Below are 16706 nucleotides of genomic sequence, written 5' to 3'. Positions count from 1 at the left end.
GTGTTGGGACTTGGATTATACCTTAACAGAGGAATTGTCGATTTTAAAGGATATGACCTATAAATTTGCCGTAAATGAAATTGCCCCTCATTCAGCGCAATGTGATAAAGAAGAGAAGTATACTCCTGAAATTGTTAAAAAAGCAGCTGAACTAGGTCTTGTGGGAGCCTGGATTCCTGAAGAGTATGGTGGCGCAGGTGTTGGGATACTAGGTCAGGCCGTTATTACAGAGCAGCTATCCCGTGTCGACATGGGAATTGGTACAAATATTATCACGGCAAGCTTTGGATGTGAGGCAATTTATCTATACGGATCCGAGGAGCAAAAGCAAAAATATTTGCCGAAGGTGTGTAAAGGCGAGTGGGTTTCCTCAGGAGCCTTCACCGAGCCAAATGCCGGAACGGACGCTGCTGGTTATCAAACAAGAGCAGTTCGTGACGGGGAGGATTTCATTCTAAACGGCAGCAAAATCTTTATCACCAATGGTACTGTCAGTGATTTTATGGTGGTGCAAGCGATAACACAGCCAGATGAAAAAAGACATAAACGCTTTTCACAAATTATCGTTGACGCCAATAGCGAGGGAATCACAAGAAGTAAGCTTCATGGAAAGTTAGGAATTCGCTCAAGTGATACCGCACAAATTTCGTTTGAAAATGTCCGCGTTCCTCAGTCCAATCTAGTTGGGACTGATGGAAGAGGGTTCCAGCAGCTCATGCACTTTTTTGATATAACTCGAATGATGGTTGCTGCTCAGGCATTGGGAATCTCGCAAGCATGTCTTGATGAAGCGGTCAAATATTCAAAGGAAAGATATGCCTTTGGCAACCCAATTGGAAGCTACCAAGCAACGATGACCAAATTGACGGAAATGGCCGTCAAGGTTGAGGCGCTTCGAAATATCGTCTATAAGGCGGCATGGTTAGTTGATTCAGGGAAACCTGACTTTACACTATCAGCAATGGCAAAATATTTAGGCGGACAGACAGCAGTCTTCTGCGCAAATGCAGCTATCGAAATTCATGGCGGGTACGGATATATGGAAGAATACAATGTCCAAAAATGGTACCGTGACGCAAAAATTCTTGAAATCTATGAAGGAACGAAAGAGGCAGAGGTAATGGCGATTGGCCGTGTACTCCAGTCTTAATCTTTGTTGAAATGTCTGAATATTAAACCTTGTCTGAAAAGGAGAAAACGATGATAACAAATCTTGAAGGGAAAGTAGCCCTTGTTACAGGTGGGACAAATGGTATTGGCAAAGCGACCGCTTTGAAACTGGCAAAAAGTGGAGCAGATATTGTGGTTAGCGGCAGAAATCACGAAGCGGGTATGCAGGTAGTAGCAGAGATCGAAGACTTGGGTAGAAAGGCAATATTTTTAGAATGTGACTTGTTTGTCTATGATTCTGTCAAACAGATGGCAGACCGTGCTGTTGCTGAAATGGGAAAGATTGATATTTTGATAGCAAATGGTGGTGCCACTGTTCAATATGCAAAGTTCTTTCACGAACTCGACCCTAATGACTACGACGGATGTTTAAATAGCCAACAATCCTCTAGGTTATATGCAATACGTGCTTTGCTCGACCACATGCGAGAGCAGAATTACGGGAAAATTGTCATCATTACCTCTGACGCGGGAAGAATTGCGACCCCAAGAGAGTCTTTGATCGGATCGGCGGCAGCTGGACTTGTACTAATGAACAAAGCATTGGCAAATGAGTTTGCACGCTGGCAGATTCGCGTGAATGCTCTTTGTTTAACGGTTATCCAAGACACACCGGGATTTGAGGCAGTAATGGCTACTGAGGCAAGTCATGTTTTTCAAAAAGCTGTGGACCGTGCAAAGCTTGGTTTACCAAATGCTGAGGATGTTGCAGAGGCGGCACTTTTCTTTGCCTCGCCTGAATCCGACAGAATTACAGGTCAAACCTTAAGTATCAACGGCGGTCTTTCATTTGCAGGATAAAACTTCATTTTCTTTTAAATTTAGGAGGGAACACGATTATGTACCAAAATTTATCATCAGATGAAATCTTAAACAAATTAGCCCAAATAGCAGCGGATCCCTATGAGAGAGCAAAAGAATGGAAAATGGAAACCGGCTCCAAGATTATCGGCTGTTACATCATGCATTTTCCTGAAGAGTTACTGCATGCGGCAGGCGTCTTACCGATTGTCCTTCAAGTAAAAGAGGAACCGATTACCACCGGGCACGCCTATTATCCTGCTTATTTCTGTGGTCCGACTCGCAGTATTGTGGATCAAGCTGCAAAGGGGGAACTAGATTTCCTAGACGGTTTTGTTGGTGGAGATTATTGTATCCAAGCCGTCGGAGGTGCAGAGGTGGTTGGAAACCTTCTTCCAAAGGTCAGTAACATGTTTTTCCGTTTGCCGGTTGGCAACCAGCCATGGACCCATGGAGATATTGTTCAAGGTTTAGAGGAGTTAAAACGCGATATTGAAAGATTTGCAGACAAAAAGATTAGTGATGAAGATATCCTTAAAAGTATCCGAATTTATAACAAAAATCGGTGCCTGATTAGGGAAATATATGAGTTGAAATCCGTCCATCCGTCGCTGCTAACCTCCAGTGATATGTTATCGATTATTAAATCTAGTATGGTGATGCCGAAGGAAGAGCATAACGAAATTTTAGAGAGTCTGCTTCCGAAACTTCAATCTAAAAAGGAAACGATCAAAGAAGAAGGGGTGCGTGTCTTCTTATCTGGAAGCTTCTGCGGTGCACCGAAAAACGAAATATTGGAGCTTGTGGAACAATCCGGTGCTGTTGTCGTAGGAGATGACCTTTTCCACGGCTATCGATATATCAGTGATAATATCGCCGAGGACAGAGAGCCACTCGAAGCCATCGCCGCTCATTACATTGATAAAAATACAAACGTCCCTTGTCCTACTCGATGTGATCCTAAAACGGATTGGCCACAATACCTGGTTGATTCTATGCGAAAGTATAAGGCAGATCAACTTGTCATCGTGATGGCCCAATTCTGTGAACCACATATGTTCTTCTACCCAGATATTAAAGATGCCATGCAAGAAGCTGGAATCCCACACCTACTCCTAGAAATCTCACACGAACTTGATTCCATCGAAACAATAAAAACCAGATTAGAAGCCTTTGTAGAAATGGCTGTTTAAAGATTTTAAAAAAAGCAAAACAAAATTGAGAGGAATGATAATAGATGGCAGTACAGGAAGCGAAAAGAGCGAATCGATTAAAGTCAGGGAAATTGGTTAATAAGCTCGTTAATGAATATTGGGAAGATCTGATTAATGCCAAGAAGACAGGTAAAAAGGTTGTTTATACGACTGGTCTGCCAATCGGACCATTTATGGCCGCTCAGGATATGGCTTGGATTCATGGGGAAGGGTACGGTGCTCGTGTAGCCGCAAGACATGAAGAAAAGGAACCGCAAACATTTGCAGAGAACAAGGGATTTAATCGTGAACTTTGTTCCTATGCCAGAACACAAATGGGATGTGCGATGTTCGCAGAATTAGGTGTTCCGGATGATTTGAACCCAGGTCCAATTGCGACTGAAATCCCAGCACCAGATGCAATTGTTACATGTTATCCAGGTTGTTCAACTGGACCACAGTGGGATTGGGCAATTGAGCGTGTATTTGGTAAAAAAATCCCTTGGTTCAATGTGGTTATTCCGTATCATATGGGGCGAAATGGTTCTACCTATATGAAAGGTGAAGAATTTGAGGAAAACGTAAAATACGTTGTTAGACAGTTTGAGGATTTGATTAAGTTTTTAGAGGTTGTAAGCGGCAAGCCATATAACTGGGATAAATTCCAGGAGTTAATGGGTGTTACGAAGAAAGTTGGAAAACTTCGGATGGAAGCGATGGAACTGTGTAAGGCAAAACCAGCTCCTGCCAGCTTCTTTGATTGGTCGATTCAAATTGCACCGGTTAATTATCTCACTGCATGGCCAGGAACCGTGGAAGCTATGCAAGCTGTAAAAGACGAGGTACAAGAGAGACTCGATAATGGTGTAAGTGCTGTTCCGAATGAGAAATACCGAATTTTCTGGGAAGGAATTATGAACTGGAACAAGCTGGGATGGATGGCTGATAAGTTTGCGAGCTATGATGCCACAGTTGTTGCAGGTAGATATACGCATATGGCCTTCTGGCACGAGCCTGACACGATTGATCCTGAACACCCATTAAGAGGAATTGCGATTAATCATTTGGAATGTCAGCTTAACCTAGGCTACCCAATTACTGAAGAGCGAATGATGACACTTTCCAAAGATTACTCCATTGACGGTATTGTCTTCCATGGTGCAAGAACTTGCCGATCTTTCTCACGCTCGCATTTCCTATTAGCTGAAAACTTAAATAAAAAGATGGGGATTCAATCTACTTCATTTGAAGGAGATATGGTCGACGATTCCTTCTACAAGGAAGAACTGGTTAATACTCGTATTGAAGCACTGATTGAAAGTCTTGAAGCACAAAAAAGTCGAGGGTAATAAATCCATCATATGTCCGGGGAAAATGTCCCGGACATATGATGAAATGGGGAGAGATAATTCCTTATAGATAAACAGAATGTTGAAGGAGAGAGTTAAATGACATCAAAAAGTGATCGTTCTTCCTTTTATACAATGGGTGTAGATAGCGGTTCCTTAACAGGGAAAGCAGTAATAATTGATGGAAATCGACAAATTGTTTCCCATAGCGTCAAACAGTTGGGATTTGTTAGTCAAAAAGCTGTCATGATGGCAATTGATGACGCTTTAGAAAAAGCAGGATTGGCCCTCGAAGATATCACCTATACCGTTAGCACTGGTTATGGACGAAAAAGGTTAGAAATTGCAGGAAAGAATTTAACGGAAATCAGTTGTCACGCAAAGGGCGCCAACTACCTTTATCCTGAAGTAAAAACAGTCATTGATATCGGCGGTCAGGACAGCAAGGTAATCGCGGTCGATCCATCAGGTAATGTTAAAAACTTTGCAATGAACGATAAATGTGCTGCTGGAACTGGCCAATTCCTTGAAGTTCTCGCGAGAGCATTGGACGTTGAATTAACTGAAATTGGAGCCTTGTCGCTGCAATCAGATGCGGATATCAAAATCAGTTCTATGTGTACAACATTTGCGGAGTCGGAAGTTATTTCATTAGTGGCTGAAGGTCATACAACTGTAGACATTCTTTCTGGCATGCACAAGGCGATTTCAGGGAGAATGAAAGGATTGGTCGGGCGTGTAGGTATGCAGCAACCAGTAATGATGACAGGTGGAGGAGCAAAAAATATAGGATTGGTAAAAGCATTAGAAAAAACATTAGGTGTTTCTATTTTTATTCCTGATGAACCTCAGATTATCGGGGCATTAGGAGCTGCACTATTTGCGAATGATTTCGCAACAGGGATTCGGAAAAAAGTAGAGGAAGAGCAAGATTTAGATAAATCTCGTGTACCCGCAAAAGATTGCGCAAGTTGTTCTGTTCAGAATTTCCAATTAAACAAAAACTAACTTTTCTATTTTGGAAAGGAGATACCTATGCAATACGAAAGTATTCATTTTGAGCGTCGCGGTGCCGGCGCTTGGATTATTTTAGATAGTCCAAAGAATATGAATTCAGTATCATCCGGTATGCTGGATGAGTTGGAGAGCGTGTTACATGAATGTGAACAAGATAGCAGGATTAAGGTTGTCGTCCTTACTGGAACAGGGTCTGCCTTCTGCGCTGGAGCAGACCTTAAAAATGTCCTATCCTCCCTCCATAATTCGGAACCAGGTACGAGGGATTTTCTTGACATGTTCGATGTGGTATGCGGTATTCTTCGTAAAATGCCAAAACCCGTCATTGCTGCAGTTAATGGCTTAGCACTTGCAGGAGGTCTGGAGCTTGTCATGTGTTGTGATCTCGTATTTGCCGCTGAAAGTGCCAAAATCGGTGATGCCCATTCTAACTTTGGCGTATTTCCAGGTGCAGGTGGAGCGGCTGTATTACCAAAGAAAGTCGGGCTTAATCGAGCTAAATATCTTCTTTTTAGCGGTGATTTTCTATCAGCTGCGGAAATGGAGAGATTTGGTTTGGTGAATAAAGTTGTCGCTGATGGTCAGCTAGTGGAGGAGGTCGAAAAATTTGTTGAAAAGCTAGCTGCTAAAAGTCCATTGGTGCTCCGACGGATGAAGGAAGTAGCCAACGCGGCGGTTGATCAAACACAAGACGCAGCATTACGCCATGAAATGCTTCATTTAAGGCAGCATGTTCGCTCCTATGACTTAGCAGAAGGACTAAAAGCGTTTGCAGAAAAACGTAAACCTGAATTTAAGGGTTATTAAGGGGAGATAAAAATGAATATCAAAAATCGTGTATTCATTATAACAGGCGGGGCATCAGGGCTTGGTGAATCCTGTACAAGGCTGTTTGTGGAGCAGGGCGCAAAGGTGGGAATTTTAGATTTGAATGAAGACCGCGGAGAAAATCTTGTGAGAGAGCTTGGTGAATCCGTTGTTTTTTGTAAGACAGATGTAAGTGATGAAAATTCTGTACGTGAAGCTGTGGAAACGGTCTCAAGCACATTTGGTGGGATACATGTCGCAGTGAATTGTGCCGGTCTTATTTTTGGTGCGAAGGTCCACTCCAAAAAGGGACTTTTTCCAATGGATAAATTTAATAAGGTAATCCAGGTAAATCTAATTGGCACAATGAACGTGGTTCGATATGCGGTTCAAGAAATGTTGAAAAATGAACCTGATGAGAACGGGGAAAGAGGGGTTATTGTGAATACTGCTTCTGCAGCTGCATTTGGCGGACAGCTCGGACAGGCCGCCTATAGTGCGTCAAAAGCAGGAGTTGTCGGGATGACGCTTCCAATTGCCCGGGAGATTGGTGATTATGGAATGCGGATTGTTGCCATTTCACCAGGTCTATTCGATACGCAAATGTCTAGCGGAATGCCTGAAAGTTTTAAACAGGAAGTTGCCCAGCATATTCCTTTTCCAAAGAGGCTCGGCAAGCCGACTGAATATGCAGCAACGGTTAGACATATTATAGAAAATCCCTATTTAAATGGAACTACGATTATGCTAGATGGTGCAGCGCAGCTGCCTGCGAAGTAAGCGGGGGGACACAGCCATGACCATAGAATTTCGTAAACAAGAAGAATGGTTCAGCTTTTCAGATAATCACGGAAATGACATCGAACGTAAAACAGAAATTCGATTTGATCCACTAACAGGGGAATCCGCTCGGCTAATATTTGATCCAGGATTGAAAATACAGCCACCTGATTATATCGAAGCAAGCGAGAAAACCGGTGGAAAAAATTGCCCGTTTTGCAGTGAAAATTTACAAAAACTTACCCCTTTATTCAAGAGCGAAATCACAAAACAAGGTAGAATTTCTCAAGGTAGCGCTGTTGTTTTTCCGAATCTTTTCCCGTATAGCAAACATAATGGGGTCGTTATTTTTTCTGACCAACATTATGTCAGATTAGAAGAATTTACAATCGAAATGATAAAAGATGCCTTCTTAGCTGCACAAACCTATATCCAACGGGTAGCTGCCATAGATTCTAAGGCAAAACACGCTTCGATTAACTGGAATTATCTGCCGTTATCAGGTGGGAGTATTCTCCATCCACATATCCAAGTAATGGTCTCAGACTCTCCATCTAATTATCAAAGATTGGTAGCAGAAAAAGCACACGCGTTTCAGAATGATACAGGTAAAGAATATTTTACACAGTTAAGTGAAACAGAAAAAACGCTAGAGGAAAGATGGATCGGTGAAGTAGGAGATATTGCTTGGATACATTCCTTCGCACCGAAGAGCCACAATGATTTTTTGGCTGTTTTTTCAAAATCTAATTCAATAGATGATGTAAATGAACAAGATTGGATTGATTTTTCGAAAGGTTTACGAGCTATTTTTTCCACCTTAGATGAACAAGGATTTGCCAGTTTTAATTTAATGGTTCATATTTCATCAAATTCGGAATTAAAACAACCGATTCATGTCCGTCTAATCCCACGGCTTACACTGGGTTTTTTAAATACGAGTGATTATAACTTCTTCCAAGCACTCCATCAAGAACCACTGTCATTTAAACTACCAGAAGAAATAACACCTATAGCTAGAAAGCATTTTGTAAAAATCAATGAAAAGTCGGAAAGGAGATAAAAATGGCCGGAGCACTAGAAGGTTTAAAAATATTAGATTTCAGCACATTGGTTCCGGGGCCCTACGCCACCATGTTTTTAGCAGATTTGGGAGCGGATGTCCTTAGGATAAAATCTGGAACAAGGCCTGATATGATCGACTTTTTGCCGCCTTTCCTACCTGGAACAGAAGTGTCAGCTGTATCCGCACAATTGAGCAGGAACAAAAAGGTCATGACTCTTAATCTTAAGGATCCTCGTGCAGTAGAAGTGATTCACCAGCTTTTGACTGAGTACGATATTATTATTGAACAATTCCGCCCAGGTGTAATGGCGAAGCTGAACCTCGATTACGAGAGTCTTAGGAAAGTCAATCCTAGATTGATTTATTGCTCGTTAACTGGATACGGTCAAACAGGACCAATGAGAGACCGTGCAGGTCATGACATTAATTACATAGCCTTGTCCGGTGTTGCTTCTTACTCAGGAAAGAAAGAGTCAGGGCCTCCGTTGATTGGTGTACAGGTGGCTGATATTGCTTCCGGTTCCAACAATGCCATTATTGGAATTCTGTCAGCCGTCATCTATCGAGAGCGGACAGGGAATGGCCAGCATATTGATGTTTCAATGACAGATGGAATGATTGCCTTTAATTCCTTTATGCAGGGTGCTAGTTATCTAGTAAACGGTAAAGACATTGGGATGGAGGAAAACCTGATTAATGGCGGTTCCTTATATGATTACTACGAAACCCTGGATGGCAGATATCTTAGTTTCGGTGGGGTTGAACCGCAATTTTTTAAAGCCTTCTGTCAAACAATTGATAGATATGAACTTGCTGCAGGAGGCGTGGCGCCAAAGAATGTGGCTCAAATCAAAGAAGAGGTTCGGGAGATTTTAAAGACGAAGACGTTAGATGAATGGATGGAATTATTTAATCGTGTTGATGCTTGTGTTGAGCCTGTGCTTACACTAGGTGAAGTATTAGAGGGACCGCTCGTTCAAGAGCGGGGAATGGTGGTTGAGGTCCCTGGGCCTAATGGTACAAAAGTAAAACAGATTGGCAATCCGATTAAGTTCTCAGAGTCTATTCCTCAATATCGTTACACGGGGATTCCTCTATCAAAGGCGAATACAGAGGCAGTAATGAAAAACCTTGGCTACTCCCAAGAGGAAATCGACGAGTTTGGCAGAACTGGTCTATTCAGTTAATAGAGTCCATTTTTCAAAGAATGAAGGAGGTAAGGAATTTGCTAAAGACACTTTTTGTAAAATTTAAGGTTGAAAATAGGACGGCTGTGATAACGATTGAAAATCCACCGGTGAATGCACTTAGTGCACAGATTATGGAAGAACTTGATCAGACTTTGGACGTGGTTCGGGAGAATTCGGATGTTCAAACTGTTATTATAACCGGTGCTGGTGACAAAGCGTTTGTAGCCGGAGCAGACATTAAGCAGTTTATTGATATCACTCCTGATGTAGGATACGACCTTGTGAAAACTGGCCACCAGATTTTCAATAAAATTGAAAACTTTGAAGTGCCAGTGATTGCAGCGATTGAAGGCTATGCTCTTGGAGCTGGCTGTGAATTAGCAATGGCATGTGATATTCGCATTGCAGGCGAAAAAGCATTATTTGGACAACCTGAAGTCAATTTAGGAATCATTCCAGGATATGGTGGTACACAGCGTTTACCTAGATTAGTAGGAGCTGGTAAAGCAAAAGAGCTTATTTTTACCGGAGATAACATCGACGCTAGTGAAGCATATCGAATTGGTTTGGTAGATATTCTCGCTCCAGCGGGAGAAGCGCTTAGTCGAGCACATATCTTATCAGCAAAGATCCAGAAAAAGGGACTACTCGCTATCAAAGCTGCTAAAAAGTCGATTACCAAGGGCATGGATTTGCCGATGGAAGAAGCATTGGAACTTGAGGCGGTTCAGTTTAAAAGCCTTTGTTCCACAGATGATCAAAAAGAAGGTGCGAGAGCCTTTTTAGCAAAGGAAAAACCACAGTTTCAAGGAAAATAATTTTTTTATAGAGGAGAAATAACAATGACTCAGCCTATAGTCGTAAAAATTGAGAACGGAATTGGTTCCATTTTTCTCAATCGACCTCAAAAGCTAAATTCGATGTCTACAGATTTAGTAACGGGTCTAACGGAAGCCCTGTTAAGCATGGATAAGAATCCTGAGGTTAAGGTAATCATTCTCTCGGGTGAAGGGAAATCCTTTTGTGCTGGGGGAGATTTAGAAACCATTCAGCAATTTACGAAACAGAGTGATATCGCTTCTTATTTAGAGAAGGCGATTAATGTGACTCGTGTGATATTGAATATGAATAAATTTGTCATTTCTGCTGTTCATGGATATGCGGCGGGAGCAGGATTCAGCCTTGCGCTGGCTTCTGATTTTATTGTGGCAAATTCCTCAGCGAAGTTTGGCTTAAGCTTTGTAAACATTGGAGTGATACCGGATTTGGGCTTAATCAAGTTATTATCGGAACGAGTGCCTACTGCCATTGCTAAGGAATGGATTGTTTCCGGGAAGATTTTGGGTGTTGAGGAAGCTAAGACATGGGGGATTGTTAATAAGGTAGTTGATGGTGAACTGCTTCAAGGTGCAAGTGAATTTGCTCAAGTGATCTTGAATGGACCGCCTTTAAGTAATCGATATGTAAAGAAAATGTTGAACCATACGGTGCAGCTCCCTTGGGAGGCATTTTTAGAACAAGAAACCATGGTTCAAGCCCACCTGATTGCAAGTGATGATCGGCAAGAAGGTGTGAATGCATTCTTGGAAAAACGGGCACCTAAATTTAAAGGGGAATAACTTTTAGAAAAATTTTTGGAGGTTGTCACATGTCTATTAGAACAATCGGTGTAATTGGGGCTGGAAGCATGGGTTCCGGCATTGCCCAGGTCGCGGCCTGTGCAGGTTTTCAAGTCATATTATCTGATATCCAAGAAAATTTTTTAACAAGAAGTTTAGGAGTTATCGGAAAGAGTTTAGAAAAGCTTGCCTCTAAGGGAAAACTGAATGACCCTGTTGAAGCCATTCTAGATCGGTTTACGACAACTACTAAATTGGAAGATTTGAAAGACGCTGATATAGTTTTTGAGGTTATCATCGAGAATATGGAGAAAAAGAAAGAGTTATATAGGGAGATTGACCAAATATGTAAGCAGGAAACAATTTTTTGTTCTAATACATCTGGTTTAAGTATTACCGAGATGGCATCTGCTACTAAACGGGCAGACCGGGTGATTGGAACTCACTTTTTTAACCCTGTCCCCCTAATGGAACTGGTCGAAATCATTCGAGGAAATGATACCTCAGATGAAACCTATAGGATTGCCAGAGATTTGTGTGAAAGCTTTGGTAAAAAATCGATTACAGTGAATGAAGCACCATTGTTTGCTGTAAATAGAATATTGGCCCCCATGATAAACGAAGCGATATTCGTGCTTCAAGAAGGCGTTGCCACAAAAGAGGATATTGACCTTGGCATGAAATTGGGGGCCAATCACCCGATTGGACCATTAGCATTAGCTGATATGATTGGGCTGGACGTCTTGCTAATGGTAATGGAAACTCTCTATGAAGAAACAGCTGACTCCAAATACCGGCCTGCTACACTATTACGAAAACTGGTTCGGGCAGGACACTACGGCAGAAAAACCGGACGTGGATTCTATGAGTATTAAAAATTAGCATTCATGACTCCTTTGGTTCAACAATTGATTCAAGAGATGTGTTTGTCAGTGCCCCTAGGACAAAATAGCCTTTTAGTACGTCGGAGGTGGCAGTTAGAAAAGGTTGGATTCCACATTTTGGATTCGGCCTTTTTTGAAATCTATTCTGAGGTGATAGAAATGGAAACAAAGTATATTAAAAATCCATTTGATCATTTACTCAAATGTCAATATAAAAAAATTAGTGATACCAACCTAAAAGTAATTTTGCCGGTTCAGCCACTACTATTAAATACAAAAGGTTATGTTCAAGGAGGTATTATTAGCTTGTTAGCTGACCTAGCAATGGGCAATATATGTAATACCTTTCAAGAGGACGACAATAGTATGCAATCGGTGGTGACAGTTGACCTAAAAACAAGCTATCTAAAAGGGGCACAAGGTGACTTCTTAACAGCAGACGCACACCTCATTAAAAAAGGAAGAACTCTTAATCACGTCAACTGTAATATATACAACGACCAAAATGAACTAGTTGCACAGGCAACTGGCATATTTGCTAACCTATAACTAGATGAAGATTTTGGTGCCATGACCACCGATGGACAAATGTTTTGATTAAATGCCACGACTATAAAGTGCCAGTCACTACCCGTAATATGTTGATATTTGATCTACATAATTTCGGCGTTGACCAGGCACTTTTTTTTATGGTCACAAATTATTCACCTTTTTATAAAATCCACCCTATCCCTTTTCCAAATCAATCGGAATCGGTGCCAGGCACTTGATGTTACATTATAAAAACTAATTACAGCAAGAATTGGAAAGTGTAATGAACAATATTTTGATATTTTATTATTAATTAAATAACTTTATGAACTAGAAAGGAGCAGATAAGAAATTTAAAACGGTATTAAAAGTCTGAATCTATAGGTAGTTTTTTGATAGGTGTATATATGTGGTAGGCTGAATCAAGATTGTGAATGTTATCAAAAACTTGAATGAGCTCAATATGTGAGTTCTCAGTTTCCTGTTTAGAGATCTTTAAAAATCTTGCAAAATCAGTTATCAAGACATCTCCTATGTCAAGTAGATCACCGGAGTATTTAAACTTGGCACAAAAGAGTTGCGGAATATCTACGGTAAAATAAAAGGGTTTATCTATTTGTATATCATATGGAATCCCGAAAAGAACCTTGAAGCGAGTCGAGTTTGGTTGACAGTCTGAATAGATGACATAGCATGAACCATTTATTGTATCATCAATGTTATTTAAAAGCTTTTTTGAATAAGAGCGGATTTTCGTCTTGTAATCATCAGTTGCCAGGTCAACCTCGAAGGCTATACCACTCACCCTGATCGTTTCAAATTCCGTAAGAGTGAAATCGGTGACAATATCACCATTGATGTTTTTGATGGGTCTTTTAACTACTGGAGGTATTGGCACTTGAGGTAAGGTCTTATCTTTTGCTCTAAGTGAGCTTGGTGCTACACCATATCGGCGTTTGAACGCCCGGGTGAAGGATGATGGTGTTCCAAAGTTTAACTGATAAGTAATGTCTGTTAGAGATAGGTTATTTTCCTGAATCAATTTTAATGATGTATTCAACCTTCTAGATAGTATGTAATTATTTAAGGAACAACCCATCAGGGCAGAAAATAGTCTGTGAAAATAGTATTTGGACATGTTAAAGGTATTTGCGACTGACTCAAGAGATAAAGGTTGTTGTATATTGTCTTCAATGTATAGTAAAGCATTCTCAATCACTTCATAATGGTCCATAAAATACTCCTTATTTAATTATTTCCTATATTTGTAATCTAGTATACCATATGCAATTAACACATTAATTAGTTCGAGGAGGCAAAGATGAAGTCAAACGACAGAATGAATAGCATTATTATAGGTGTTTTATATATAGCAGCTGCGGTTACTTCAGTTATTGCGGTTGTTTTTTATCAGCCGGTACTGTCAGAGCAATGGCATATGTCCGTGGCAAATGGATTTCAAACGAAGGTTTTGATTGGTGTATTAAATGACCTTTTGCTTGTAGTAACAGCTGTCGGGACATCTGTGATGCTGTTTCCTTATATTCGTCGGTGGAATGAACATATTGCCTTAGGGTATCTTTGTTTTCGATTCATGGAGGCTGTTTTTATTGCAATAGGTTTAGTAAGTATATTAGGTCTACTCCAACTCAGTATATATTATGATGCGAACCGTTTAGCAAGTGATGAACATCTTGCCGCTATGGGTTTACTGTTGCAAGCTTTTCATCGTTGGACTTCAATGTTAGGTCCCAATCTCATGTTAGGCTTAAATACCGTCATGTATAGTTATTTACTTTTTCGAACAGGTTTAGTGCCCAAACCGTTAGCATTATTTGGAATGATTACAGCTGTTTCAGTATTCATAGCCGGTTTATTAGAAATGTTTGGGGTAGTAGAACCTTACTCTACAGCAAAAGGACTCATTGCTCTACCTGTAGGTGTTTATGAAATGAGTTTGGCAGTCTGGTTAATCGTAAAGGGATTTCATAAGCAAAATCTCGAAAAACTAAAAATGAATATATATGTTTGATGCACAACATTCTTATGGGAAGTTGCTTATATGGATGAAAGTGCATTGAATCAAGAATAAACTTTAGGCTTTAAAGCCAGACCGAGTTTAATATCTAACAAAGAATGTGCCTGGCATTACATTGTTGTGCTTATTAAGCTAATGGGTCCGTTTGTTAAATAGGATAATACAAAAAAGGCTTAGGGTTGAAAACTCTAAGCCTTTTTGCCTGTGAAATATACTTTTTTTAGAAGGAGATTATCATTCCATCTTTTCCAGCATAGGTTCCCATTGTTGCTCCCATAAAATTTACAATTACTTCTTTTGGATGAAATAGATGTATAAGTTCTTGTTTGATTGCTTCAGCATCCTCTTCATTTCCGGTATGTGTAATACCAAATGTCGTTTGAGAAAAATCATTTCCATTTTCCTGAATAAGTTCAAGGACTCTTCTGTGGAATTTTTTGGTCCCTCGTATTTTTTCAAGAATTTCTACCTTGCCACCGTCAACTCTTTCTAGGATTACTTTGATATTAAGGATCTTAGCCAAAGAACCTTGAAATTTAGATAGTCGACCGCCTTTTACGATATTTTCTAATGTATCCAATAGGACAAGTATGTTCATTTTTTCTCTGTAATCGGTTAATTCTTTAATAATTTCATCTAGGGTATACCCCTGTTTTGCAAGTTCTGCAGCTCGAATAACTTGGAGTCCATGGCCCAATGATCCAGCTAATGAATCAAAAACTGTAACATTTGCATTGGAAAGTTCTTTCCCCATACACGCTGATTGATAGGTACCGCTAAGTCCAGACGAGATGGTAAGACAAAGCAATTCGGTGTCCGTTCCGAACTTAGAGAAAGTCTTGGCAAAAGTGGCAGGGGAGGGTTGGGATGTCTTGGGGAGCGCATCAGTAGAAAACATTTTCGTAAAGAATTCCTTTGGGGCAAGATTAATCTTTTCTAGATAATCTTGATTTCCAATAGTCACTGTCATTGGAACTATCGTTATATCATATAGCTCAATTAATTCTTCAGGTAAATCGGATGAACTGTCTGTTATGATCTTAATCATTTTTTTCTCCACCTACATTATTATTTCAATATATTTATTATAACAGTTTTTTTTCTGTTTCCACTTCTTGTGGGATTCACATTAACAGTGGGATCTCCATGATAGATTGAATAAAGTGCCTGTCACTACCCGCAATTTGTCGAATTGTCTTCGAAAAAATTCGGACAGTAACAGGCACTCTTTCTATATACTTTTTAAAGCTTCTTCAATTGATTGATCCCCCGACATTAAATCAAATGATCGGCGGAACGTATTTTCTTCGTTTAAAGCAGCTACTATCGATTTGGCGACATCCTCGCGCGGGATAGACCCTCTTTGCAAATCTTCCGCAGCCTGTACTTTCCCTGTACCCGGTTCATTAAGCAACGCACCAGGGCGCACAATGGTATAATTCAACTGGCTTGAAACGAGCATTCGATCTGCATAGTGTTTGGCCACCATATAGGGCTTAATCGGACTGTCCTTCCAGCTTTCCCGATTATGTGCTTGGACTGCACTAACCATGATATAACGATGTGCCCCGGCTTTTTCTGCCGCTTCCATCGATTTTACCGCACCATCCAAATCCACAAGCAATGTTTTATCTGGCCCAGTCTTGCCGCCGGAACCCGCTGAGAAAATGACAGCATCGCAGCATTCCATTGCCTTTGCAAGATCATCCACACTGCCTTCCAAATTGGCAACTACTGCGTTTACTCCTGATTGTCTAAGGGTTTCCGCCTGCTGTTCATTACGTACCATTGCCTTTAATGTATGTTCATCGCTGTTCTGCAATAAATGGACGATATGCTTTCCTACCTGACCGTTGGCACCGATTAAAAATACTTTCACCATGTTCTCCACCTTTCATAAAAGCATATGCACTCATATTATTTCAAAAGTCGATGCAATAATCAAAATAGTTACTTATTCAATGGCTTAAACAGAATAGTGGGGGGATTGACTAATGCTAAAAGTGCCCGTCATCGATTCTTCGCGGGAAAATTCGGATGGTGCCAGAAACTTTCTTTAAGATTGCATTTTAAATGTAAACAAAATTGGATATTTTTGTTAAAATTAAATAAAGTTTGTAAATAGATATATTCAAGCTAAACCAGCTAATAGTTTGTCAATATTTTTCAATAAAGATTTAAAATATCTCATGATATACTAAAAATGTACATGCCAAATAACCTTCCGTTAGACTAATTTTGGAAGTTTTGTGTTATTTAGT

17 protein-coding genes are annotated in these 16706 nt (G+C 40.4%); 14 read left to right on the top strand and 3 right to left on the bottom strand.

Annotated features, from left to right (window positions below; translation table 11 throughout):
• Positions 1–10: 10 nt before the first annotated feature.
• The 13 genes from M3234_RS15055 to M3234_RS14995 all read left to right on the top strand — a co-directional run bounded on the left by M3234_RS15055 (position 11) and on the right by M3234_RS14995 (position 12425).
• Positions 11–1150 (top strand): acyl-CoA dehydrogenase family protein, encoded by a 1140-nt coding sequence (locus tag M3234_RS15055; RefSeq protein ID WP_262305515.1) that lies wholly within the window; start codon positions 11–13, stop codon positions 1148–1150.
• Between the two features lie 50 nt (positions 1151–1200).
• Positions 1201–1971 carry an SDR family NAD(P)-dependent oxidoreductase gene (locus M3234_RS15050; RefSeq protein WP_262305514.1) on the top strand — a complete coding sequence of 257 codons (771 nt, stop codon included), beginning with the start codon at positions 1201–1203 and terminating at the stop codon, positions 1969–1971.
• A 38-nt stretch (positions 1972–2009) separates the two neighbouring features.
• On the top strand, positions 2010–3164 hold the full coding sequence (locus M3234_RS15045) for a 2-hydroxyacyl-CoA dehydratase subunit D (protein WP_262305513.1): 1155 nt from the start codon (positions 2010–2012) through the stop codon (positions 3162–3164).
• Between the two features lie 44 nt (positions 3165–3208).
• Positions 3209–4513 carry a 2-hydroxyacyl-CoA dehydratase subunit D gene (locus M3234_RS15040; RefSeq protein WP_262305512.1) on the top strand — a complete coding sequence of 435 codons (1305 nt, stop codon included), beginning with the start codon at positions 3209–3211 and terminating at the stop codon, positions 4511–4513.
• Between the two features lie 99 nt (positions 4514–4612).
• Positions 4613–5521: an acyl-CoA dehydratase activase gene (locus M3234_RS15035; RefSeq protein WP_262305511.1), complete on the top strand. Its 909-nt coding sequence runs from the start codon at positions 4613–4615 to the stop codon at positions 5519–5521.
• Positions 5522–5548: 27 nt separating this feature from the next.
• Complete coding sequence (locus M3234_RS15030; protein WP_262305510.1) at positions 5549–6337, top strand: enoyl-CoA hydratase/isomerase family protein; 789 nt, start codon at positions 5549–5551, stop codon at positions 6335–6337.
• Positions 6338–6349: 12 nt separating this feature from the next.
• Complete coding sequence (locus M3234_RS15025) at positions 6350–7117, top strand: SDR family NAD(P)-dependent oxidoreductase (protein WP_262305509.1); 768 nt, start codon at positions 6350–6352, stop codon at positions 7115–7117.
• A 16-nt stretch (positions 7118–7133) separates the two neighbouring features.
• Positions 7134–8180 carry a hypothetical protein gene (locus M3234_RS15020; RefSeq protein ID WP_262305508.1) on the top strand — a complete coding sequence of 349 codons (1047 nt, stop codon included), beginning with the start codon at positions 7134–7136 and terminating at the stop codon, positions 8178–8180.
• 2 nt (positions 8181–8182) lie between these two features.
• On the top strand, positions 8183–9370 hold the full coding sequence (locus M3234_RS15015; protein WP_262305507.1) for a CaiB/BaiF CoA transferase family protein: 1188 nt from the start codon (positions 8183–8185) through the stop codon (positions 9368–9370).
• Positions 9371–9408: 38 nt separating this feature from the next.
• Positions 9409–10191: an enoyl-CoA hydratase/isomerase family protein gene (locus M3234_RS15010; protein WP_262305506.1), complete on the top strand. Its 783-nt coding sequence runs from the start codon at positions 9409–9411 to the stop codon at positions 10189–10191.
• Between the two features lie 24 nt (positions 10192–10215).
• Positions 10216–10992 (top strand): enoyl-CoA hydratase/isomerase family protein, encoded by a 777-nt coding sequence (locus M3234_RS15005; RefSeq protein ID WP_262305505.1) that lies wholly within the window; start codon positions 10216–10218, stop codon positions 10990–10992.
• 29 nt (positions 10993–11021) lie between these two features.
• The gene (locus M3234_RS15000) at positions 11022–11867 is read left to right on the top strand and encodes a 3-hydroxybutyryl-CoA dehydrogenase (protein WP_262305504.1); all 846 of its coding nucleotides are present in this window, start codon (positions 11022–11024) and stop codon (positions 11865–11867) included.
• Between the two features lie 168 nt (positions 11868–12035).
• A complete protein-coding gene (locus M3234_RS14995) occupies positions 12036–12425 on the top strand; it encodes a PaaI family thioesterase (protein WP_262305503.1) in 390 nt (129 codons plus the stop codon).
• A gap of 346 nt (positions 12426–12771) precedes the next feature.
• On the opposite strand, the gene M3234_RS14990 is transcribed toward M3234_RS14995, so the two are convergent.
• Positions 12772–13641 (bottom strand): helix-turn-helix transcriptional regulator, encoded by an 870-nt coding sequence (locus M3234_RS14990; protein WP_262305502.1) that lies wholly within the window; start codon positions 13639–13641, stop codon positions 12772–12774.
• 87 nt (positions 13642–13728) lie between these two features.
• Here M3234_RS14990 and M3234_RS14985 point away from each other — a divergent pair, with 87 nt between their 5' ends.
• Positions 13729–14439, top strand: coding sequence for a DUF4386 domain-containing protein (locus M3234_RS14985; protein ID WP_262305501.1), 711 nt, complete (start codon positions 13729–13731; stop codon positions 14437–14439).
• A gap of 226 nt (positions 14440–14665) precedes the next feature.
• Here M3234_RS14985 and M3234_RS14980 read toward each other — a convergent pair whose 3' ends face one another.
• A complete protein-coding gene (locus M3234_RS14980; RefSeq protein ID WP_262305500.1) occupies positions 14666–15493 on the bottom strand; it encodes a DegV family protein in 828 nt (275 codons plus the stop codon).
• 183 nt (positions 15494–15676) lie between these two features.
• Positions 15677–16324 (bottom strand): SDR family oxidoreductase, encoded by a 648-nt coding sequence (locus M3234_RS14975; RefSeq protein ID WP_262305703.1) that lies wholly within the window; start codon positions 16322–16324, stop codon positions 15677–15679.
• Between the last annotated feature and the right edge of the window lie 382 nt (positions 16325–16706).

This window comes from Neobacillus niacini (assembly GCF_023715785.1).
Lineage (GTDB): Bacteria > Bacillota > Bacilli > Bacillales > Cytobacillaceae > Neobacillus > Neobacillus niacini_E.
The sequence above is the reverse complement of the archived record's forward strand: the minus strand, read 5'-3'. Positions and strand labels throughout refer to the sequence as shown.